General features: G+C 25.1%; 18 protein-coding genes and 1 riboswitch. Of the genes, 3 read left to right on the top strand and 15 right to left on the bottom strand.

Translation table 11 applies throughout. The annotated features are described in order from the left end of the window. Positions 1-113 precede the first annotated feature (113 nt). The 5 genes from CSGHG_RS12085 to CSGHG_RS20700 all read right to left on the bottom strand — a co-directional run bounded on the left by CSGHG_RS12085 (position 114) and on the right by CSGHG_RS20700 (position 5,512). Positions 114-497: a hypothetical protein gene (locus CSGHG_RS12085; RefSeq protein WP_155844761.1), complete on the bottom strand. Its 384-nt coding sequence runs from the start codon at positions 495-497 to the stop codon at positions 114-116. Positions 498-503: 6 nt separating this feature from the next. Then, positions 504-1,892, bottom strand: coding sequence for a rhodanese-like domain-containing protein (locus CSGHG_RS12090; protein WP_026022334.1), 1,389 nt, complete (start codon positions 1,890-1,892; stop codon positions 504-506). 265 nt (positions 1,893-2,157) lie between these two features. Beyond that, on the bottom strand, positions 2,158-2,847 hold the full coding sequence (locus CSGHG_RS12095; protein WP_010295637.1) for an ATP-binding cassette domain-containing protein: 690 nt from the start codon (positions 2,845-2,847) through the stop codon (positions 2,158-2,160). Positions 2,848-2,969: 122 nt separating this feature from the next. Further along, positions 2,970-3,731, bottom strand: a complete 762-nt coding sequence (locus CSGHG_RS12100) for an ATP-binding cassette domain-containing protein (protein WP_010295639.1) — start codon at positions 3,729-3,731, stop codon at positions 2,970-2,972. Between the two features lie 1,026 nt (positions 3,732-4,757). Beyond that, positions 4,758-4,938: riboswitch (cobalamin riboswitch) on the bottom strand. Positions 4,939-5,038: 100 nt separating this feature from the next. Then, complete coding sequence (locus CSGHG_RS20700; RefSeq protein WP_010295641.1) at positions 5,039-5,512, bottom strand: UPF0158 family protein; 474 nt, start codon at positions 5,510-5,512, stop codon at positions 5,039-5,041. 456 nt (positions 5,513-5,968) lie between these two features. Between CSGHG_RS20700 and CSGHG_RS12110 the strand changes: the two genes are divergently transcribed. After that, positions 5,969-8,431, top strand: a complete 2,463-nt coding sequence (locus CSGHG_RS12110) for a CoA-disulfide reductase (protein ID WP_010295643.1) — start codon at positions 5,969-5,971, stop codon at positions 8,429-8,431. 39 nt (positions 8,432-8,470) lie between these two features. On the opposite strand, the gene CSGHG_RS12115 is transcribed toward CSGHG_RS12110, so the two are convergent. The 3 genes from CSGHG_RS12115 to CSGHG_RS12125 form a co-directional block, all read right to left on the bottom strand. After that, positions 8,471-9,361 carry a DUF368 domain-containing protein gene (locus CSGHG_RS12115; protein WP_026022335.1) on the bottom strand — a complete coding sequence of 297 codons (891 nt, stop codon included), beginning with the start codon at positions 9,359-9,361 and terminating at the stop codon, positions 8,471-8,473. Positions 9,362-9,575: 214 nt separating this feature from the next. Beyond that, the gene (locus CSGHG_RS12120) at positions 9,576-10,832 is read right to left on the bottom strand and encodes an MFS transporter (RefSeq protein WP_010295648.1); all 1,257 of its coding nucleotides are present in this window, start codon (positions 10,830-10,832) and stop codon (positions 9,576-9,578) included. Positions 10,833-11,012: 180 nt separating this feature from the next. Then, entirely contained in the window at positions 11,013-11,846 is an 834-nt protein-coding gene (locus CSGHG_RS12125) for a hypothetical protein (protein WP_010295650.1), read from the bottom strand. 745 nt (positions 11,847-12,591) lie between these two features. Here CSGHG_RS12125 and CSGHG_RS12130 point away from each other — a divergent pair. After that, positions 12,592-13,737 (top strand): amidase domain-containing protein, encoded by a 1,146-nt coding sequence (locus tag CSGHG_RS12130; protein ID WP_010295652.1) that lies wholly within the window; start codon positions 12,592-12,594, stop codon positions 13,735-13,737. A 53-nt stretch (positions 13,738-13,790) separates the two neighbouring features. Here CSGHG_RS12130 and CSGHG_RS12135 read toward each other — a convergent pair whose 3' ends face one another. The 4 genes from CSGHG_RS12135 to CSGHG_RS12150 all read right to left on the bottom strand — a co-directional run bounded on the left by CSGHG_RS12135 (position 13,791) and on the right by CSGHG_RS12150 (position 16,520). After that, positions 13,791-14,531 carry an N-acetylmuramoyl-L-alanine amidase gene (locus CSGHG_RS12135; RefSeq protein ID WP_010295655.1) on the bottom strand — a complete coding sequence of 247 codons (741 nt, stop codon included), beginning with the start codon at positions 14,529-14,531 and terminating at the stop codon, positions 13,791-13,793. A 74-nt stretch (positions 14,532-14,605) separates the two neighbouring features. Further along, positions 14,606-15,082, bottom strand: coding sequence for a GNAT family N-acetyltransferase (locus CSGHG_RS12140; protein ID WP_010295657.1), 477 nt, complete (start codon positions 15,080-15,082; stop codon positions 14,606-14,608). A gap of 87 nt (positions 15,083-15,169) precedes the next feature. After that, positions 15,170-15,601: an NUDIX hydrolase gene (locus tag CSGHG_RS12145; protein ID WP_010295658.1), complete on the bottom strand. Its 432-nt coding sequence runs from the start codon at positions 15,599-15,601 to the stop codon at positions 15,170-15,172. A gap of 460 nt (positions 15,602-16,061) precedes the next feature. Next, on the bottom strand, positions 16,062-16,520 hold the full coding sequence (locus tag CSGHG_RS12150; protein WP_010295660.1) for an NUDIX hydrolase: 459 nt from the start codon (positions 16,518-16,520) through the stop codon (positions 16,062-16,064). Between the two features lie 224 nt (positions 16,521-16,744). Here CSGHG_RS12150 and CSGHG_RS12155 point away from each other — a divergent pair, with 224 nt between their 5' ends. Continuing rightward, positions 16,745-17,260: a cob(I)yrinic acid a,c-diamide adenosyltransferase gene (locus CSGHG_RS12155; RefSeq protein ID WP_010295662.1), complete on the top strand. Its 516-nt coding sequence runs from the start codon at positions 16,745-16,747 to the stop codon at positions 17,258-17,260. A 299-nt stretch (positions 17,261-17,559) separates the two neighbouring features. Here the strand turns inward: CSGHG_RS12155 and CSGHG_RS12160 are convergent, their stop codons facing one another. From CSGHG_RS12160 to CSGHG_RS22010, 3 genes are all read right to left on the bottom strand, one after another. Further along, the gene (locus CSGHG_RS12160) at positions 17,560-18,060 is read right to left on the bottom strand and encodes a DUF6398 domain-containing protein (protein ID WP_010295664.1); all 501 of its coding nucleotides are present in this window, start codon (positions 18,058-18,060) and stop codon (positions 17,560-17,562) included. Positions 18,061-18,303: 243 nt separating this feature from the next. After that, positions 18,304-20,835, bottom strand: a complete 2,532-nt coding sequence (gene mprF / locus CSGHG_RS12165) for a bifunctional lysylphosphatidylglycerol flippase/synthetase MprF (RefSeq protein WP_010295665.1) — start codon at positions 20,833-20,835, stop codon at positions 18,304-18,306. Positions 20,836-21,276: 441 nt separating this feature from the next. Next, positions 21,277-21,990, bottom strand: a complete 714-nt coding sequence (locus tag CSGHG_RS22010; protein ID WP_010295666.1) for an HD-GYP domain-containing protein — start codon at positions 21,988-21,990, stop codon at positions 21,277-21,279. Positions 21,991-21,998: the final 8 nt, after the last annotated feature.

Consider the following 21,998-nt stretch of genomic DNA (forward strand, 5'->3'; position numbering starts at 1 on the left):
ATATTAAGCATTTAAAATTTTATATGATTTTTATAATAAATCACTTATTACAAAAACAGATATTACTTTAAAGTAATATCTGTTTTATATTTAATCATATTAATTTTATTATTTTAATAATAGTTTTTTAAAACTTCAATTACAAAAACTATTGTAATTGACATAGATAAAACATAGTATGACAAAAGTAAATCCGAATTTAATTTTGTCATAAACACTATTGCTAATATATTTAATATAAGAATAATCAAATTCACTATATTCCATATTTTATTCTTCTTATAGTTGTATATAGTTATTATTAAAAACATTATCGCTGTTATTATTAAAATATATATAAGTATTTCATCTATATTTTTACTATTCCACACATGATTTCTATATGTTAATGAACGCATAACTCCCATTTTTTTAGTTGATAATTGATGTATAACTATACCAAATATTATTATACCTATTTCTATTACTGAAATCATCCAATTTAATATATTTTTCATCTTCATTTATTTTACCTTAACCGGGTCCCCTGTTTCTATAGGATTCGGCTCATTTCCTGTATTTCCACTCCATTCGTTCCATCCACCATCATAAAGTGCAATATTTTTAACACCCATAACATCTGCATAATATAAAACTTCTGCTGCTCTCCAACCGGTTCCACAATAAAATGCTAATCTTTGATTTGGAGTTATTCCCCATTCATTCCACATATTAATTATTTCATCTTTATTTCTCATTGTATTATCTATATTTCTGTAATCTTGAAGACTCTTCGCATCTGTTCCTGCATGCCCCCAAACACAGCCTACTGGACGTCCTTTTGTTTTTATATAGTCATATCCTGATGTTTCTCCTATAAACTCTTCCCAACTTCTAATATCTACCAATTTGCTGTTTTTCTTATCATTTATTATGTCTTTTGCCATATCTAAATCAACTATATAATTCTTATTTGCCGGAACTTTAGCCCCAAAATTTTTTACTGGTACTGGTTTATTTGATGTTTTTTCTAATTCATATCCTGATTTAACCCATTTATTAGTTCCACCATTTAATACTCTAACATCTTCTACACCCATATATTTTAATATAGTTACAACTCTAAATGCAGCCATTGAATCATCTCCATATAAAACTGTAGTTGTATCTTTTGTTATTCCATTTGCAACTGCAAATTTTTCAAGTTCCTCATCAGAAACTCTATTCCAAAGCGGTCCTTTTTCTATATCATCAGTATTAATATGTACAGATCCAGGTATATGTCCATCTTTCAAATAACTTGGTGAATCCTGTTCTTTTCCCCACGAAACCTCAAATACCTTATAATCTTTTCCATCATATGTTTCAGGATGTTTTCCATCTATTAAATCTTTAACCCAAGATGCTGGTACTAACATTTGATAATTTTCATAAGTTTCCATAGGATTACTAGAATCTTGTGCCCACTGTTTAATATCATATGTATAAAGATTACTATATCCTTTATTTGATAAGTAATTTGCAACTTCCGTAGCATCCTTACCATTAGCATCATATAAAATTACATTTTTATCCTTTGATATTCCCTTAGTTTCTAATGCTTTATCTAATGTAATATCTTTATCTTTATTATCAATTTTTAACCAAGCTGCTGAAAAATCTGTAGCGCCTTTTATGTGTCCTCCTCTTGAAATACCATCAAGCTTCCATCCATTAAAAGCATCATTTTCTCTTGTATCTACAATAATCCAATCACTTTTTTCAATATTTTCTTTAACCTCTTCTGATTCAATAGTTTTTATATCTGATGTTGCTGATGATTTACCTTTATCAGAATTAGAACAACCAGTAAAAGTAAATATCGAAAATGCTAATGTCATTGTAGTTAATATTAACTTTGTTCTTTTATTCATTATTTTATTTATTAGCACAACCTTTTAAATGCCAATATACTCCTCTCTTTAACTCATTTTTAAATTATATTGAATATCTTACAAAAATACTCAACAATTAAAATATACTATTAAACTATACAATTATTTTTTTGATAAGTAAATAATACTAATTATTGGTTTTTTAAATGATTAAACTACATCTATTTGTTTTTTAAATATTTTTATTTTAAAGAAGCTAAGGTTAAAATATATGTTTAATAAAAACTTAGCTTCTTTAATTAATTTAATAATTAATATTCAAATCTATTATTTTAGTGGATATATTTTCAATAAAACTTTTATCATGTTCTACAAATAAAATGGTTGGTTTAAACTCTAATATTGCTTTTTCTATAAGTTTTCTTGATTCTATATCTAAACCATTTAGTGGTTCATCCCAAATTTGAAAACAATCATCTTTATAAAAACAGTAAGCTAAGTCTACTTTTTTTAATTCTCCTACACTAAATGTAGATAAGTCTCTTTCAAATACCTTTGAATCTGAACCCATACAACCAAGTATAGATCTAAATCTAGTTTCATCTATTTTTTCACTTTTTAAATGTTCCCTCAAAAATCCATTTGTCCATTTAGGGAATTGAGATGCATATACTATTTTTGATCTATTTTCAATTTTTATTATACCCTCTTCTAATTCTAAAATTCCTAATATGGCATATAATAGCGTAGTCTTTCCACTACCATTAGGACCTTTAATTCCAACCCTCTCACCTTTTTTTATATTAAAAGATAGATTATTTATAACTATTTTACTCCCTCTTAAAACAGTTATGTTAGATATTAATAATATATTTTCACCTTTTATGCTTGATTCAAATTTAAGTTTTCTTTCTCTTTCATAATCCTTTAAAAGTTCTTTTTTTGCATTCAAATTTTCTTCTATTCTGTCTTCTATTAAAATAGCTCTTTTCATAATTCTAGCAGCTCTTGCTCCTTCAAAACCTTTATCTCCAGAACCAATCTTTTCTTTTTCCCTTTTAAAAGACCAAGTTCTCTTTTGTCTGGCTGCCTTTTCTAATTCTTTAACTTCTTTTTCTATTTTTTCTTTTTTCTTTTTTCAAATTGAATTTTTAATTCTTCATTTTTCTCCCATGAACTATAATTACCTTTTTCTATTCCTATAGAGTTTTTATTTATATAAAGAACGTGATCAACTAAAGCATCAAGGAAATATCTATTATGTGACACAATTATAAATCCACTTTTATTTTTTAAATAATTTAAAAGAACTTCAATTCCTTCAACATCTAAATGATTAGTAGGTTCATCTAATAATATAAAATTATTTTTTTGAAGAAATAATGCAATTATTTGTATTTTAGTTTGCTCTCCACCGCTTAAGCTATCGTAACTTCTTTCTAGTATTTCCCTTTTCAATCCCATATATTCTATTTCTCTTTCTATTAAAAAGTTAATATTATATCCATCTATATCTAAAAATTCTTGTAAAGTAACTAAATATTCCTCTTCACTTATATATTTTTTTAAATATTTATCTATCTTTTCTTCTAAAATTCTATAATTTCCTATAATGTCTTTAATTATATTAATAGTAGTATCACTTTTATTACATATATCTACTGGAAAAAGACTACTTTCTCCACTGTATTCAACAGTACCCTTAGATGGTTTATATTGTTTATTTATAAGTCTTAAAAGTGTTGTTTTTCCTCTACCATTTCTTCCTATAATAGCAGTTTTCCAATTTGTATCTATTGAAACATTTACATCTTCAAAAATATTTTCATAGCTTCCATTATAGTTAAAACTCATATCTTTAAAATTTATTTTTGACAAAAAAAATCTCCTCCTTTAAATTCTGGAGAAGATTTACACATTCAACTAAATATTTACAATAATATAAATAATACAAATACAGTCACCTAAATAAAATTTAACATTCTATTTATCAGCAACATAAACTTTAAAACATGGAAATTAATATGTGTACTATACTATTATAATTATAATAAAAATTAGCAAACAGGCTCACATCTACTCACAGAATTATTAAAAGCATATTAAAAAACCTTTTGATAAGGCTTATATTCGCTTTTATAACTATTCATTGAAAGTAGATTAATTGTTCATTCTTCTATTTACCTGTTCCTTTCTAAGTTTTATTTTTATATTATAACACAACACCTATAATTATAAATTAAAAAATATAATTTCAATATAATATTTGTAAAGTTTACATGAACTTTAAATGTATTTATATAAAAAAATAAATTGCAAAAATCATTTTGAAAACTCATTAAATTAAACTCCATTGTTTAATTTTCATAGTATATATTTATAATTTATATTATTTCTATATTTCAGCTCTATTTGTAGTTATTATATGTGGGTATAAACTTCTACTTTTTTATTTTTATATGATGTTAACTTTCACAACCAAACTTTCATTTATATTGACTTTTTAATTTTGTTTACTTTATTTTAATTTTATAAGAAATAATTATAAATTTTATATACTGTTCAAAATAAAACCTCATTGTTTTACTTCAAATAAATTTTCATTTAAACATATTAATTATATGTTTTTAGATTTTTGCAATTTACCCTTATAGTAAAAAGCTATTGCAGCGTTGGAATTCTTAGGCTATATATCTTACTATCTAATATAGAAATTTATTTTATTTGTAAAGTTTTCAAAATCTATTTTAAACATGTTTTTAAATTTAACTTTAGATTATTTTTACAAATAAAAAAACCTCCATAACTTTGGAGGTATATATCACTGATAGCGTATTAACTAAGCCTTTTAAAATAAAAGACAAAAAGTTTCGTGATACACCTAACTTCCCTCCGAAATTATAATGTTATTGTATGTTTTAGGCAGGTCTCCTGACTAACGGCTTAACCTTAACCATCCTTCCCAGAAAAATAAATTCCAGTGGATATTGATTTCGTATCCGTATACAGTAGCGGGGGCTGTAGTGGATTTTCACCACTTTCCCTATTATACCTAATTAAAGGTACCTAAATCATTATTAACTTTTTACCATCTTCATTATAACCATATTAGCTCTTATTTTCAATAGATTTCCTAAATTTTTTATTATTTATTCAAATTCATTATTTTTTATTACATACTAACCCTAAATTTCTAAAATATATTCAATTTCATTTTTGTTACACCATTGAGCTAAAAACTTTAAAAATTCCTTATCTTTAAAAGCATACCATTGATCAATTAAATCTAATCTATACAATGCGCTTTTAAATGCTCTAAATGCATCCTCACCACTAATATTTAAATTTAACTCTACTTTCAAATTTTCGTCATTACAATTTTGTATAAACTTTTCCATTGATAAATATTCATCAAATTCTTCTCTTCTTGGAAATTCTATATAATTATTTTTGTTAGTTTTATAATCAAGAGCATTAAGAATTATTTCTTCTTTCCACTCATCAAAATCTTCAACTTTTTTTCCTTCTTCTACTGCTTTTATATCTTCCTGTGAAATTAAAATAATAGTTCCTTCTTCTTTATTATAAAGATTTTTAACATCATCAAGTTCCATATTATATATTTCCAAAAGCTCATTTAAATTTATTTTATTCTTCATTTTATAACGCTCCTTATAATAAAATTCCATTAATTATATCATATACCACAACAATTTCAAACATATATAAATTTTCACTATTTTTATTGACTATTTTGTAACGATATCGTATTATTTAAATATAATAATAATATATTTTACAATTTTATTACAATAATCTATATTACAATATTATAATCAACTTATATTTTGAAATATATTTACGAATCTTAAATAAAATTTAGGATATACTAAATTTATAAATTTACTTTTCTTAAAATTTTAAAATGTTATTATATTCAAACTAAATATGTTTTTAATATATAAATATAAATTTATATTAATTATAAAATTTTTAAATACATTGATATCAAATTTTATTTCGCTATTAAAATTTATTTCTAATAGAGTTATAGCATTTATATCACTTTATCCTTATATTATGTTTTAAAAATATTAATTAAGAGGTGGTTTTTTATGAGCAAAAAAATTCTAATTGTAGGTGGAGTTGCTGGCGGTGCTTCCACTGCTGCAAGATTAAGAAGATTAAATGAAGAAAATGAAATAATAATGTTTGAAAAAGGTGAATATATTTCCTTTGCTAATTGTGGTTTACCTTATTATATAGGCGGTGAAATTAAATCTAGAGATGCTCTTTTACTTCAAACTGTAGAAGGAATGAGTAAAAAATTCAATATGGATATTAGAAATTTTAGTGAAGTTATCAATATTAATAGACCTGAAAAATGTGTTACTGTTAAAAATTTGAAAACTAATGAAACTTATACTGAAAGTTATGATATTTTAATACTTTCACCTGGTGCCTCTCCTATAAAACCTAACATTCCTGGAATTGATAAGTGCAATAATCTATTTACATTAAGAAACATTCCAGATACTGATAAAATAAAAAATTTTGCAAATGACACTAATCCTAAAACTGCTATAATTATTGGTGGTGGATTTATAGGTCTAGAAATGGCTGAGAATCTTTCCAATAAAGGAATAAAAGTTACTTTAGTTGAAATGAGCAATCAAGTAATGGCACCTTTAGATTTTGAAATGGCTTCTATTGTCCATAATCATTTAAGAGAATTTGGCATTAATTTAATTTTAGAAGATGGTGTTAATTCCTTTAAAAATAATGGCAAAACTGTAATTTTAAATAGCGGTAAGGAGATTAATACCGATTTAATTATACTTTCTATAGGTGTAAAACCAGAAAGTGAAATAGCTAAAAATGCTGGATTAAAATTAAATGAAAGAGGCGCCATAGTAGTAAATAAATATTTGCAAACTAACGATGAAAATATATATGCTCTTGGTGATGCTATTGAAGTTATAGATTATATAAATAAAAAACCTACTATGATTCCACTTGCATGGCCAGCAAACAGACAAGGTAGAGTTTTAGCAGACACTTTATGTGGTAAAAGAACTCCTTACAATGGAACACTTGGTTCTTCAGTAGCTAAAATTTTTGATTTAACTGTCGCATCTACTGGTAACAACGAAAAGACCTTAAAAAAGCATAATATTGAGTATAAAACTTGCCATATACATCCAAGCTCTCACGCTAGTTATTATCCTGGTTCTTTTATAATAAATTTAAAACTAATATTTAATTCTAAAACCGGTAAAATATTAGGTGCTCAAGCTGTTGGTGCAGACGGTGTTGAAAAAAGAATTGACGTAATTGCTACTGCAATTAAAAGTGACCTAACTGTATTTGATCTTCAAGATTTAGAGCTTTGTTATGCACCACCATATTCTTCAGCAAAAGACCCTGTGAATATGGCAGGCTATGTTGCTTCAAATATAATTGAGGGTTATGTTGATACAATTCAATGGCATGAAATAGATGCCTTAGTAAAAGAAAAAAGTTTCTTTTTAGATGTAAGCGAAAAAGAAGAATTTGATTTAGGTCATATAGATAATGCTATGAATATTCCACTTGGCACTTTGCGTGATAATTTATCTTCTCTACCAAAAGATAAATTAATATATGTTTATTGTGCTGCAGGTTTAAGAGGTTATATTGCTTCAAGAATCCTTACTTTAAACGGATTTAAATGTAAAAATGTAGATGGTGGATATAGGACCTATAAAAATTCAAAACCAATTGTTCAACATCATTCTTCATATGAAAATAATGATAATAAAGGAGAATCTATAGTGAAAAATAATAATGAAACCATTATAACTCTTGATACTTGTGGTCTTCAATGCCCTGGTCCAATAAGAAAAGTATATGAAGAAATGTCAAAATTAAAAGATGGAGATATTTTAAAAATAACTTCTACCGATGCAGGTTTTAAAAATGATATCTCCTCTTGGTGTAAGAATACCGGCAATACACTTATTGAAAACACTAGAGATAATAATAAGAAAATGTATATAACAAAAATTATGAAAGGTAGAAATAAATCTTTAGAAAACAAGCCTAACTTATGCAGTGATTCTACCGAAAAAGATGGCGCTACAATGGTAGTGTTTAGTGGTGATTTAGATAAAGCTATTGCTTCATTTATAATAGCTACTGGGGCTGCTTCAATGGGAAAACAAGTTACTATGTTCTTTACTTTCTGGGGCCTTAATGTTTTGAAAAAGAAAAGTAAACCTTCAGTTTCCAAAAACACTATAGAAAAAATGTTTGATGTAATGCTACCTAGCAATACTGATAAATTACCACTTTCTAAAATGAATATGGCTGGAATGGGTCCAAAAATGATAAAGCACATTATGGATAAAAACAACGTAGATTCTTTAGATACCTTAATAACAAACGCAAAAAAAATGGGTGTTAAGCTTGTTGCATGCACAATGTCTATGGAGCTTATGGGCATAAAACATGAGGAACTAATACCTGGTGTAGACCTTGGTGGTGTAGCTTCTTATTTAGGCGCTACAGAAGATTCTGGATTAAACTTATTTATATAGATATAACAAAAAACTACTGAAATTTTCAGTAGTTTTTTACTATTTGCTTTTATTCTCAAAATAAGTTTTAAGTTTTTCAAGTCCTAGTATTAAAGCTCCACCTAATATAAAGAAAATAATATTAAATGTTTTAAAATTCATTGGTAATTTTGGAACTTCTAAAGATTGTGGTCCCATAATTACTGCATATATTGAACCTATCATAAGACCTAATATAAAATACATAGTTTGGGATCTATAATTTTCAAGTAAAAACTTTACTCCTTTAATTGTAACTGCAATTCCTAATAAAACTCCAAATCCAAATATAATAAGTATTGGTAAATATGTAAAGTTAAAGGTTAAAACTTCTTTTATTGCACTTATTATTGGAATATATAATCCAAATATTAAAAGTAGTGTTGAACCTGATATTCCTGGAAGTACCATAGCTGATATAGCTATCATGCCTGCAAAAAATACATATAAACCAAGTGATAGCGATAAGCTATTTATTGATATATCTATGCTTCCAGCTCCATTCATTGGATTAAAATATGTTATAGCCCATACAAGAATTGCTCCTAATATTGCATATATCACATTCTTATATTTTCCTAAAAAATTTTCTTTTTCTTCTTTTATTATTATTGGTATAGCCATAATAATAAATCCTATAAATAACGAGCTAATTGAATATATATGTTCATCGAATATAGATGCTAGTAATAAAACTGATAAAACAAGTCCTATAACCCACCCAATTCCTATTTTCATCAAGAAAAATGCAGCTTCTTTTCTCTTTTCTTTATCCTTACATGCTATATCATTTAGTGAATTTATAAACTTGTCATAAAAGCCCAATACAAAGGCTATAGTTCCTCCAGATACTCCAGGTACACTATCTGCTAATGCCATGCAAAATCCCCTAATAAAATTAATTATGTACATTTTTTCACTTCCTTATCTTTTTTTAATTTTAAATTACTTGTTTTACTACATATTTTTATGTTATATTATTGATTCCATTTTTGCATAATCACTCTACCATGATACCAATAAATAATAAATGTATCAATAAAACTTTATTTTTTTAACCTATATTTTACATTACCTATGTAAACACAAAACTACTATAAAGCATGCCTTATAGTAGTTTTTTATATTAATTATCTATATTTATATACTTATTTTTAACTATCTTATCTATAATATATACAGCAGTTATAAAAATCATTGCCACTATACCACTAAATATAAATGCTTTAGCTGGCCCAAAATTATTTGATATAGTACCTGTAAAAAGGCTCCCTATTGGCGCCACACCTGCAAACAACAAACTATATACACTCATAACCCTTCCTCTATATTCATCTTTTGAATTCAACTGTACTGTAGAATTTGCACTGGTTGAAAAAGTTATATTAAATATTCCTACCAAACTAAGTAGTAAAGCCATAACATATTGTCCTCTATTAATTCCTAAAATGATAAGTAAAAGTGATACTATATATGCTGCAAATAATATAAGCTTAAATTTAGGACCATTTTTACTTTTTGTAGCCATTGTAAGAGCCCCTATTAATGAACCTATTCCTAAAGACGACATTAAAAATCCATACCCCTTGCTTGAAAGTCCTAATATATCAACTGCAAATAATGGAATTAAAACATTATAATTAAAAGCGAATATTCCCATTATGGTTATTAATGAAAAAGTTTTCACAAGGTTTCTATTACCTTTTATATATATAAGCCCATCTTTTATTTCTCTTAACATGTTTTTATTCTCATTAATTTTTACAGGTTTTGATTTTATCTTAAAAATACCATAAATAACTGGTATAAATGATACTGCATTTATAATATAACATACCTCTATCCCTGTATAAGCTATTATTATACCAGCTATAGATGGTCCTAAAATTCTAGCTGCATTAAAAACTGAAGAATTTAATGCTATACCATTCATAAGATCTTCCTTTCCAACAAGTTCTATTACGAAAGATTGCCTAGTTGGCATATCTATAGTATTTATACATCCAGTAATCAATGCTATAATAGCCAAATGCCAAAATCTTACTAATCCTGTAAGTACTAAAAATCCCTGTATCACTGCCATTAACATAAGACCTATTTGGGTAAATATAAGTAATTTTCTTTTGGAAAATCTGTCTACTATAACACCTGCAAAAAGTGAAAAAATCATCATTGGGGTAAATTGAAGTGCATTTATAAGACCTAATAAAAAAGAGGTATTTCTATTTGTTATTTCCAGTACCAACCATCCTTGTGTTGTGCTTTGCATCCATGTACCTATCAAAGATACACATTGACCAAACCAAAAATATCTAAAATATTTATGGGTTAAGGCTGGAAATGAGTTAGAAAATTTTAGCTTAATATTTTTTCCTGAATTCATTTTATTGCTCCTTATTAACAGATAAATTTTCAGTCCTTAGTTCTAAATCGTTGAATTTACCTTATATAGATTATAATTCAATAACTATTTTTTAAATCCTTCTTTTAAATTTACATTCTTTTTTAAATGCACATAATAAAAATCTAGAGATTAAACTCTAGATTTTTATTATAAAACTACTTATACTTTGTTTATTTTTATTAGTTCTTCACTACAAGTACCTTTTAAATCTATATTATATTCATAAGCCGCCTTTAATGCTGTTTTAAATATGCTACAATCTACTAGTTCCTCTTTATTATATTTATGCCTTAGTAATAATTCTTCTAACAAATTGTCATAAAGCTTTCTATAAGCAGTCATTTTGTCAAACTCCATTATATTAATCATAAAATCCATTTTATTATATTTTAATATCTTTGTAGTACGATTTTCTTTATTTATAATAAATTCATATATGTCAGGTTTTCCATAGTCCTTATCTGTAAAACATCTAAATTTTATTCCTTTATATTTTTTTTCACAGTATAGTATAAATTCTAGGGGTAGCATTCCATTATTTGTAGATTTTAACAAAATTCTATCTTCTTTTAAATCTTCATAGTATATATTTTTTCCTTCATCAACATTGTTACCCCAATGAATATATCTCCATGCATTAATATCAAACTCTATATTACCTGTTTTATTATTTATATATAAATAATAGTTTATTGGATTATCCTTTTTTATACCTTTTGGAACTAACCCATTATTTTTACACACTTTTTTTACTAAATCATTACGTACTTTTTTATATACATCTCTTTGCTTTTTATTATATACAAGTCTTAAAACCCTATTATTTAAAAATTTTTTATCTACAATAATTCCTTTTTTATCTTCAATATCTTTTTTAAAAGGCTCTGATATTATATTAGACAAACTAAATTTTCCATCCTTTTTAAAATCATTATAAAAGTTTTTTAATTTACTTTTATCACCGGTTATAATTATAGTGTTATCATAACTCATAAAATTCCTCCTAAATATTAATGTATAATATCTATATATTAATGTTTAAATGTAAGTGTTACACACTGAAAAGCTTTATATATTTTAAAAATTTAAATTGAAACAAAAAGAATCTACTTTTTAAATTTTAATACCTGTAGATTCTTTTTTATAGTATTCTCTTATTTTTCAAATCTTTTAACTTTAAATCACTGTATTTTATAATTATCATCTTTTAAAATATTAGTACTTTTAAGAGCTAAATTTATCAATTCTTTTGTATTTGTAATATTTTTTATACTTGTAATTATCACAATTTTTTATAGCCTTTTGTAATAATTATTCCATATTCCTCAACATCTAAATCTTCTATATAATATAAAAATTTTCAACAATAGTTATATCTAAAGTTATATCTAAACGCTCTTCTCTTTATTTCTTAAATTATATAACAGTACCATTTCACCATAATCTAAATAAACTAATGATACATAATCACTTTTATCATATTCTAAATTACAATATAAGGTATTAATATATTATATAAATTTAAGTTTACATATAATATATTAAAAAGAAATTTATCTTATACCTTATAATTATCTTATTAAACAAAATCTATTTGTGTTAATAAAATGCATTTATTTTGTCATTATATTAATTACTACAATTTCCATATATATTATTTAAAAATAATGACAAAATATATGTATATATACTTTTTAAAATTAACAAATCAAATATTATCTAATAAAGGAGACACATAATGAGAAAGTTTAATAAAATCTTTATAGCCTTCATGTTAACTTTATTTTTGTCTTTTTCAAATATTTTTTTAGTCTTTGCAAATCCATATTATTTTGTAGATGAAGATATGCACACCTTTGAACAATCACCAGATGCAAATGAGCAATTAAAAAATGAATTTCATGTACTTTTAAACGACCTATTTGATCAAAGAAACAAATCAATACTTTCTGGTGATAGCGAAGGCTTAAAAGTTTTTTATGACTTAAATAAAAAAGTTAGTTTATGGGCTTATGAAAGTGAGAATAAAAAAATTGATTATCTTAAAAATTGGTCTGAAAAACAAGCTGTAACATTTAACAATATTCAGTCTTTATTAAAAGTTAGAAAAGTTAAAGAAAAAGAGCCTGGAATATATGGTATAGTTTGTTCTGCTACAACTGAGTTTGATTATAGCTACATAACTTCTCCTGACATTCATAATAAATTTCGTTTAGGCACTTCACATTATATAAATCTAAAAAAAGAAAATGATAAATATGTTATAACAAAAGAGTGGTATACAGATCCATTTGCAGATTCATTAAATTTAAACAACATAAAAAAATCTGAAGAAATGAAGGAATATATACTTTCAAAAGACTGCCCAGAAATTAATTTAACAGAAAAACTAGAAAAAGCTATTGATTATGCTCATAAATACTGTGGAATAGCTTATGATGATGAGTATAACTTTAAATATAATAAAGAATATACAAACTTCAATCCTCAAGGTGGAGATTGTGCGAATTTTGCTTCTCAAATACTTTATGAAGGTGCTGGATTTAAGAAAAATAAACTTTGGAATTATGAAGGACGAGATGGCTCAAAGGCTTGGGTTAATGCTCAATCATTTAAAAACTATATGATAAACAGTGGAAGAGCTTCTTATATTGCCAAAGGTACTTATGAAGAAATTTATAAAAATGCATATAATCTAAGACCTGGAGATTTTGTAGCATATGAAAAAAATGGGAAAATAGTTCATGTATCAACAGTAACTGGTCTTGACTCTAAAGGCTATCCTCTTGTAACTTGCCATAATACTGATAGACTTCTTGTACCTTATGACCTTGGTTTTAGTAACACTAATATAAAATTCCATTTAATAAAAGTTCATTATTAATTTATATACTTTATTAAAAATATTTAAAATAATAAAAACTAGAAAATTTATTTCTAGTTTTTATTTCCTTTATATTCATCTAATGATACTTTAACACATTCCATTAATTTTCTTTGGTAGTTTATATCACAAAGCATTCTATCTTCATTCCAATTGCTCATAAAACCCATTTCCAGTATAACAACTGGAACTTGTGACCAATTGAAACCTGTTATATCATTTCTTTCAAAGACTCCATTAACTTTTATCCCTTCATCTTCTAGAGATGCTTTTAGAATGTTTCCATAGTCATTACTTTTTATATATATATTACTTGTATATTTATTAGATTTAGATGGTATTAGTATGGATGCTCCTGTTTTACCTGAATCATTTAAGCTATCACAATGAATTCTTATAGTCATATCTGCTTCTGCCTTATTAGAAACTTCTGCTCTTTCTGCATTACTTATGTTTACATCATTAGTCTCTCTTGTCATAACCACTTCATACCCATTTTGCTGTAAAATATCTTTTAATATTAATGACGCTTCAAGGTTTACCATATATTCTGCTTTTTTTGTTCCAACCCCTGCAGTTCCGGAAGAAACTCGTGGTTTTTTTTGAGAAGCTCCAGGCCCGATAGGTTCACCTTTACTATCGCCTTTTTCTTGGTGTCCTGGATCAATACATACCACAAATTTTTTATCCTTTTCCTCCTGTGCTAAGACTTTTGTATCTTGCTTAAAGTTAAAAGTCAAAACTAAACTAAATAAAATTATAAAACTTAATATTGCTTTAAATCTTCTTGTCATAGTGTCCTCCTTAAAATATTTATATCTTTAAGGTTACCTTAAACACTAATCTTTATTCTTCTTTTAAAGCATAATTATAATTTTAACTCCATTCTTATATTTCTTACAGTCATACCCATATGTTCATAAAACTTTATAGCACTTTCATTAAAATTCCATACTCCAAGTTCTAATGTTTCACCGTTTATTTTTTTTGCAAATTCTACAGCAACATTAAATAGAACTTTTCCTAAACCTTTACCTCTATATTCTTTTTTTATACATAAATCATTCATATAAACAAATTTTTTCTCAACAAGTTCTTTTCTCGATGGGCTTTCCTTAATTTCTAAAATAGTGTAACCCACTAAAATAGATTTATCTTTTTCTAATACGAAAATTTCATAAAGTCCACTTTCTAATAATATATTATAATAATCTTTAACTAAAGGACTATCAACTTTCACATATATATCTGGTCTACCATCTACATGTAAACTATTAAGTTCACTCATTAAAGTATTAACTTCTACATAGTCATTTTTAGTTGCTTTTCTAATAACAAAACTCATAATTTTACCATTTAATTATTTTACATGTATATATATCAACTATATTTATTCTTATCAACATATAAAATTCCCTTTTTCATTAACATTTTATTGTCTTTTACTTTTTTCATAATTCAATGCTTTTTTAAATAAAAATGACTGTACTGCTGGATAAGTTAAATTCTTCGGTAAAGTGTCAAAAAATTCTATATCTTCAACTTCTAACTTTTCCATTTCATCTAATTCATCTATTTTAGCATAAAATAACTGACCTAAAAATTCATTTTCATCTTCCACTACTGAGCACATGCACACTGGAGATATTTGAAATTTTTTAGCTCCAACTGTTTTCATTAACTCTTTTTCTGCATATTTTTCAATATGTTCATTACTTTCATGATATCCACATGGAATCCTCCATGTACTTTCATTTTTATCTTTTATAAAAACCCAGTGGTCTTTATACTTTGCAACTATTGCTGCAAAGGATATTTTTTTGTTGTCTATATGGTGTACATTATAAAATTTAACTTTTGTCATATTCAAAACTCCTTTTACATTAGTTTAAATAGTTTCTCAATATATAGCCTTAAATTTAAGACTATATTAAAGCTTGTCCAAAATAATAACAAACTTTTAAGCTTGCTATACTAATTTATAAAACCACCTCTTTATTTTAAATTTTCTTATTTTTATTATTTTAACACAATATTAAGAATTTTAAAAATTTATTTTATAAAAAAAGATTGCTTTATTCAAAAATAAAGCAATCAAAATTAAAGTTATTTTGGGAATTTATATAAACCTTTTAAGGCTTTTTATATATTTAGTATACTACAAATATGCCTTAATAAACATATTTTAAAGAAAATATTCACAAATATTTAAATTTTAGATAATATTCTTTGAATAATATATGAAATTATCTATTAAAAAATTTAATTCATCAATAAATAATTCAAATAATACATTTTAATAATCCTATTGTATCATAATGATTTTAATTTAAAATATCAGCTATATATGTTTCTATAAACAACCTATGACTTTTAACCATATCCTTTGGCAAATCATTTATACTAAAAAACTCTAATGCACTTCCCTCATTTTCATTCAATATTAATTTTCCTTGAAAATCATATGTATAATATACTGCGTTAACTAAGTAAAATTCATCTTTATTGGGAAGCTTTAAATGAAATTCTTTTCCTGAAAATACTTTTAAAAACTTTAAATTATCAATCTTTAATCCTGTTTCTTCAAATACTTCTCGTTTACCTGTTTCTTCTAAAGATTCGCCAAGTTCCATTAATCCCCCTGGTAATCCCCATAATTTTTGGGGACAAATTCTTTTTTGTAATAAAATACTATTATTTTTATCTATAATTAAAACAGAAACCCCATTTAATATAACAGGTTTATGGCCAATTAAACTTCTTAACTCTTCTATATACCCCATTTTTACCTCCTAATTATATATTATCCACTTTTTCTTAATGTTTCTTTAAATATCAATATATCACATTACTTGTACATTTTAGACTAATATCTTAAAATAAAACTATAGAAAATGTAAAAATAGAAATTATTTAAATATTCAAAGTATATATTCTATAATATACAGTTTTTAATTAACTATTAAATGTATTTTAAATCTAAATAATAATGGTTGGAGATGATTTTATGGAAAAAGGATATATTCATATTTATACTGGAAATGGTAAAGGAAAAACAACAGCAGCATTAGGTGTTGCTGTAAGGGCAGTATGTGCAGGAAAAAAAGTTTTTTTCGGTCAATTTGTAAAAGGCATGAAATATAATGAAGTAAAATGTGAAGACTATTTACCTAATATAAAATTTAAACAATTTGGTCGCAGATGTTTTATAAATGAAGGTCCTGAAAAAGAGGATATAGATATAGCTATTAATGGTCTAAAAGAAATTGAAGCCATTATCTTAAGTAAAGAATATGATGTAATCGTTATGGATGAAATTACAATAGCATTGTATTTTCAACTATTAAACATAGAAGATGTTTTAAAAGTACTTAAAAATAAACCCTATGAAACAGAATTAATTTTAACCGGTAGATATGCTCAAAAAGAATTACTAGATATAGCTGATCTTATTACAGAAATGAAAGAAGTTAAACATTATTATTATGATGGTGTTTTATCAAGAGATGGAATAGATAAATAAGTAATAAAAGGTGTCTTAAATTAGATAAGACACCTTTTTTTATGTTAAAAATAAATTTAATTAATTGCTTTTTACAGGAAATTGAATTATTTTACATTTTTGTCGTGAAAAATAATTTTCATCATTTAACGAGAATAAGATTTCTTCCATATCTGACAAGTTGTTTATTTTGGTAATATTCTCACTGTCAATTAAGTCTAATTCATCTTCATCTTGAAGAATCTCTATAAGAGTATTTAAATCTAATATCTCTTCAAGACTTTCTCCTGATAATTCCTGATGAAAAAATTTTTCATCTTTTAAATCATCACAATTAGGAATGTAATCAAAAAGTTTTTTTCTAATGCTTTTTCTTGTATGTTTTTTGAAGAATATCTAATATCTGTTATAAAACCATCTAAGTTTATTAACCATGTTAATGGATTTTTTTCAATATTACTTGGTAGAGTCCATTTAATATCCAACAATGTAATATTTAAAATTTCACAAATCTCATTATACCTTTTTGCTATTGATGAACTTGATACATTAAATATAGAAAATAAATCCTTTACTTTCATATACGGTTTTTCATTAGAATCAAATAAAAAATTAATTTTACCTATAACATATACAATAGCACAAGCCCATACATTAGATTTCCCTCTTAAAACTTTTTTCCAATTTTTTCTACACAAACTTTCCAATAATTTAGAAGAAAAGTTACTATATTCTTCATCTAAATATTTTATAGCAAATTCTTCTATAATTTTTTCTATTTCATAATATCTCTGTTCCGCTTCTTTCGGTATAACCGCCATAAAAATATCTCCTTTTAAAAATACTTCACTATAAAAATGTAAACTATTTATAAGAAAAAATCAAATGTTATATTTTAAATTTAACTTAGCTTACTAATTATTAATAAGTTAAAATACTTTTTAATAACTTTCTTATTCATTCTCCGTAACAAATATTATATTGAATAATTTTAAAGGACACCCCTTAATTTATTATATTATGAGATGCCCTTTTTATTAAAATTTTAATATTTTTTATAAAAATTAATCTTCTTTTGGTGCTTCTGCTACTAACTTTGCTAAATCAACTATTATCGACGGCAAGTTAGAATTAGCTGGATATGCCAAATACCTTCCACACCATATTGGATCAAACTTTTCTTTATATTTTCTTAATCCTTTAAAACTATAAACTTTATTTCCATAAGTAAATACATATCTACCCATTCTTTCTTTTACTTTTGAATACTTATTAACTCCTACATTTGAAAGTGGTGCCATACCTAAATTAAAATATTCATATCCTTCATTTATGGCCCAATTAATAAATGAGTAGAATACAGCATCCATAGTTCCATTAGGAGGATTTGGTATTAATCTCATAAGATCGATACCTACAGTTTTATCATCATAAACTGGCAACAATGTAGCAAAACCTATAATCTCTCCTTCATGTTTCACTACTCCTATTGGTGTTAAACTCATATATTCCTTATTAAACCACCCTAGAGAAAATCCCTTTTCTTTTCTGTCCCCAAGCCATTTATCAGATATTTCTTTTAGTTTACTAAAAAACTCATCATCGAAAGGAGGGTTTATCATTTCAAATTCAAAAAGTCCTTTTTCTATCCTATTTTTTATATACCTTAAATCAGCTTTCTTTTTACCATTTAAATTAAAACCTTCTAATTTTACGAAAGCTTCTTCTCCTAACTTAAAGAAATTGTACCCATTTTCATGATATAACGGTAAATTTTCTTCATTTATTTCATAAAATACAGGTGTCATATTGTTTTTATCTGCAAAAGCTCTAAATTCACCAATAGCTTTTTTAAATAAAGATTTATCACCTATCGGATCACCTAATGCTATCATTTTATTATCGTATATTCTAAATCCAATAATAACCTTATTATCTGCAGCATAAAATAAACTCTTATCTTTTAAAAATAATAAATGTGTTTTACAATTGCCATCATATTTTTTTAAAAACTCTTTAAGTTTTTCTAAATCATCATCATTTGCATATTCAAATTCAATTTTCTTAACAGCTAAAAAATGTATTATAAGTACAATAACTAATAAAATTAAAAAATAACTAGTCATCATCTTAGGTGTATACATAAAGTTCTTTACCACTGGCTTATATGGTATAAATGCTAGTGAATTATTTATTACAAAATATATAAACCCATAAAATAAGCTCATTATTAAAACTATTGAAGTGTATAAAATAGCATTTTTAATTTCAAGCGGTGAATTTTCTCTATAAAATCTATCTTTAGATAAATATAATAAAAATGCTATAACTCCTAAAAGACTTGATGCTTCTATATTTAATCCTTTTATAAAAGATAACAATGAACCTAGTATTAAAAGAATTATTGTTACATTATACGCACCTTTTACCTTATCTAATATACCTTTTGATAGTATTATTAAAATAAATCCTATACCTATAACCGTAACTTCAGAGAATTGAAGCATTGGTACACTTAAAAACTTTCTAACTATCCTAACCCTAGCAGGAAAGTTTGGTAATATAGAAGAAAGTATTAAAACTATTCCACTAAAAAATATTAATCCTGATAAAGCTTTTATACCAAACTCATTTATAAGTGCTAAATTATTTTTATTTTTTTTCGACCTTTTAGCATTTAATAACTCACCTACTATTAAGAACATGGATAAAAGCCATGGAATCAAGTAATAAAATATTCTAAAAAGTAACATACCTACTATTATTCCTGAACTACTTATATTAAATAATTTAAAACCATAAATACAAGCTAAATCGAATGAACCTATACCTCCAGGTATAAAACTACAAACACCTATTGTAATTGCTAAGGAAAATACTGCTAAGCTTTCAAAATAAGATGCTTCAGGTGCAAAGTAATGTATTAGTCCTGCAAAAAATATTCCTGCAACTATCCATTCTAAAACTGCTACTAAAACCATTTTTACTTTACTTTTTAATGGCATAGTTATAGCTATGCTATCCTTAAACTTATCTCTTATATATGGAATTTTATCAATACTTAAATATAGCGGTATATATAATGATATTAATATGGCTAAAATAACATAAAATTTATTATCTAATTTTACTATAAAATTAAAATTCAATAATATAAGACCTGAAAGTCCTGTAAGAGTTGTCATCCATATAGTGAAGGTCATATTAACAGCTTCTTTTGTTGATACACCTTCCTTTTTATAAAACGCAGTTCTTAACCCACCACCGGCTATTCCACCAGCTCCAATAAAATTATTAGTGGTATTTGACATCCAAGAAATTTTAAATATTTTCTTTTTATTTACATCTATATTTAATTCTTTACATAAAACTAAATCATATAATGTAGTAACAGCTACTGCTATCAGTCCCATTATAAATACTACTAAAATTGTTGAGTTTTTTTCTTGCTTTAAAATATGTAACGCTTCAATAAGGTTTAAATTTTTCAGTTCTCCTTTTAATGCAAACAATACTAAAGCTAATACTAAAAAACCTATTACTGCTTTTAAAACAGTAATCTTAGATTTTTCCCAAGTTTCTCTATATTTGTCCAAAAAAATTTCACCCCTAATTCTAAAATATACACATTCATGTATATCAAATAATAATTTAAATTTAAAATATATTATTATAAATATATTATGATAATAAATATACTATCATATTCACATATACATTTAAGTTACAAAAGTGTAATATCTGTATCAAATTAGCTTACACTTCTGTAATTTATGTTTTCAAATTGGTAATTCTAAATATATTTCAATAAAAGTAAAAATTATATGCTTATCTATTGCAGATTTTAAATGTGTATTAATGCCTATATACAGTATATATATATTGTATATATTAGTCAACTTAACTTTTTCTTACATATTTCTTATAAAAACTTAAATTAATTTCCCTATTACCGTTAAATATTTAATTTTATTTATAAAAAAGATTTTCTAATTGATTTCAGAAAATCCTTTCATAATATATGATTTTAATAAATTTTATTTAGTACTACTCTCGTTGATTATGATTCTATTTATATTTAAACTAGTATCCTTTTTTAAATCTTTAAACCCATCTTTACATAGTACTAAAGGCTTAGTAATATTATTTAAATCCATTTGAACTACTTTAGCAATTTCACCGCTACTAAGTTCTATATATTCTCCTATATAGTAATTACTTATATTATTTATAAATATCTCACATAGACTATAATCAAGCTTTGCTATACTTTCTTCATGTATTATTTTTAATGCTGTAAAAGGGTCTGTTCTTTTCTTATATACTCTATCAGAGTTTATAGCATCAAAAACATCTGCTATAGCTATTATTTTTGCAAAACTATGAATTTTATTACCTTTTATGCCTAGAGGATACCCTGAACCATCTATTCTTTCATGATGCATTAATATTCCAAATTTTATATCATCCTTTAAATAAGGCATATCTTTTACTAAATTATAAGATACTATTGGATGGTTTTTAATAATTTTTATTTCTTTGCTTGTAAGATTACCTTTTTTTAAAAGAAGCTCCTGATTCAAGGCATATTTTCCATAATCATGAAGCATAGCAGCTCTCATAAGCAATATTAATTTAGTATCATTAAGATTCATCCACTTTCCTAAAAGTAGCGATAATAATGTTACATTTACAGAATGTGTAAATATACTATCTTCTCCACTTCCATTTAATAATATATTTTTAATCATAATCCGTG

The organism is Clostridium senegalense JC122, from assembly GCF_000285575.1.
Classification (GTDB): domain Bacteria; phylum Bacillota; class Clostridia; order Clostridiales; family Clostridiaceae; genus Clostridium_J; species Clostridium_J senegalense.

Bases quoted from the DNA above. Each gene is read 5' to 3' on its own strand.
- CSGHG_RS12085 (WP_155844761.1), bottom strand. From the start codon at position 497: ATGAAAAATATATTAAATTGGATGATTTCAGTAATAGAAATAGGTATA.
- CSGHG_RS12090 (WP_026022334.1), bottom strand. From the start codon at position 1,892: ATGAATAAAAGAACAAAGTTAATATTAACTACAATGACATTAGCATTT.
- CSGHG_RS12095 (WP_010295637.1), bottom strand. From the start codon at position 2,847: ATGAAAAGAGCTATTTTAATAGAAGACAGAATAGAAGAAAATTTGAAT.
- CSGHG_RS20700 (WP_010295641.1), bottom strand. From the start codon at position 5,512: ATGAAGAATAAAATAAATTTAAATGAGCTTTTGGAAATATATAATATG.
- CSGHG_RS12110 (WP_010295643.1), top strand. From the start codon at position 5,969: ATGAGCAAAAAAATTCTAATTGTAGGTGGAGTTGCTGGCGGTGCTTCC.
- CSGHG_RS12115 (WP_026022335.1), bottom strand. From the start codon at position 9,361: ATGTACATAATTAATTTTATTAGGGGATTTTGCATGGCATTAGCAGAT.
- CSGHG_RS12120 (WP_010295648.1), bottom strand. From the start codon at position 10,832: ATGAATTCAGGAAAAAATATTAAGCTAAAATTTTCTAACTCATTTCCA.
- CSGHG_RS12125 (WP_010295650.1), bottom strand. From the start codon at position 11,846: ATGAGTTATGATAACACTATAATTATAACCGGTGATAAAAGTAAATTA.
- CSGHG_RS12130 (WP_010295652.1), top strand. From the start codon at position 12,592: ATGAGAAAGTTTAATAAAATCTTTATAGCCTTCATGTTAACTTTATTT.
- CSGHG_RS12135 (WP_010295655.1), bottom strand. From the start codon at position 14,531: ATGACAAGAAGATTTAAAGCAATATTAAGTTTTATAATTTTATTTAGT.
- CSGHG_RS12140 (WP_010295657.1), bottom strand. From the start codon at position 15,082: ATGAGTTTTGTTATTAGAAAAGCAACTAAAAATGACTATGTAGAAGTT.
- CSGHG_RS12145 (WP_010295658.1), bottom strand. From the start codon at position 15,601: ATGACAAAAGTTAAATTTTATAATGTACACCATATAGACAACAAAAAA.
- CSGHG_RS12150 (WP_010295660.1), bottom strand. From the start codon at position 16,520: ATGGGGTATATAGAAGAGTTAAGAAGTTTAATTGGCCATAAACCTGTT.
- CSGHG_RS12155 (WP_010295662.1), top strand. From the start codon at position 16,745: ATGGAAAAAGGATATATTCATATTTATACTGGAAATGGTAAAGGAAAA.
- CSGHG_RS12160 (WP_010295664.1), bottom strand. From the start codon at position 18,060: ATGGCGGTTATACCGAAAGAAGCGGAACAGAGATATTATGAAATAGAA.
- CSGHG_RS22010 (WP_010295666.1), bottom strand. From the start codon at position 21,990: ATGATTAAAAATATATTATTAAATGGAAGTGGAGAAGATAGTATATTT.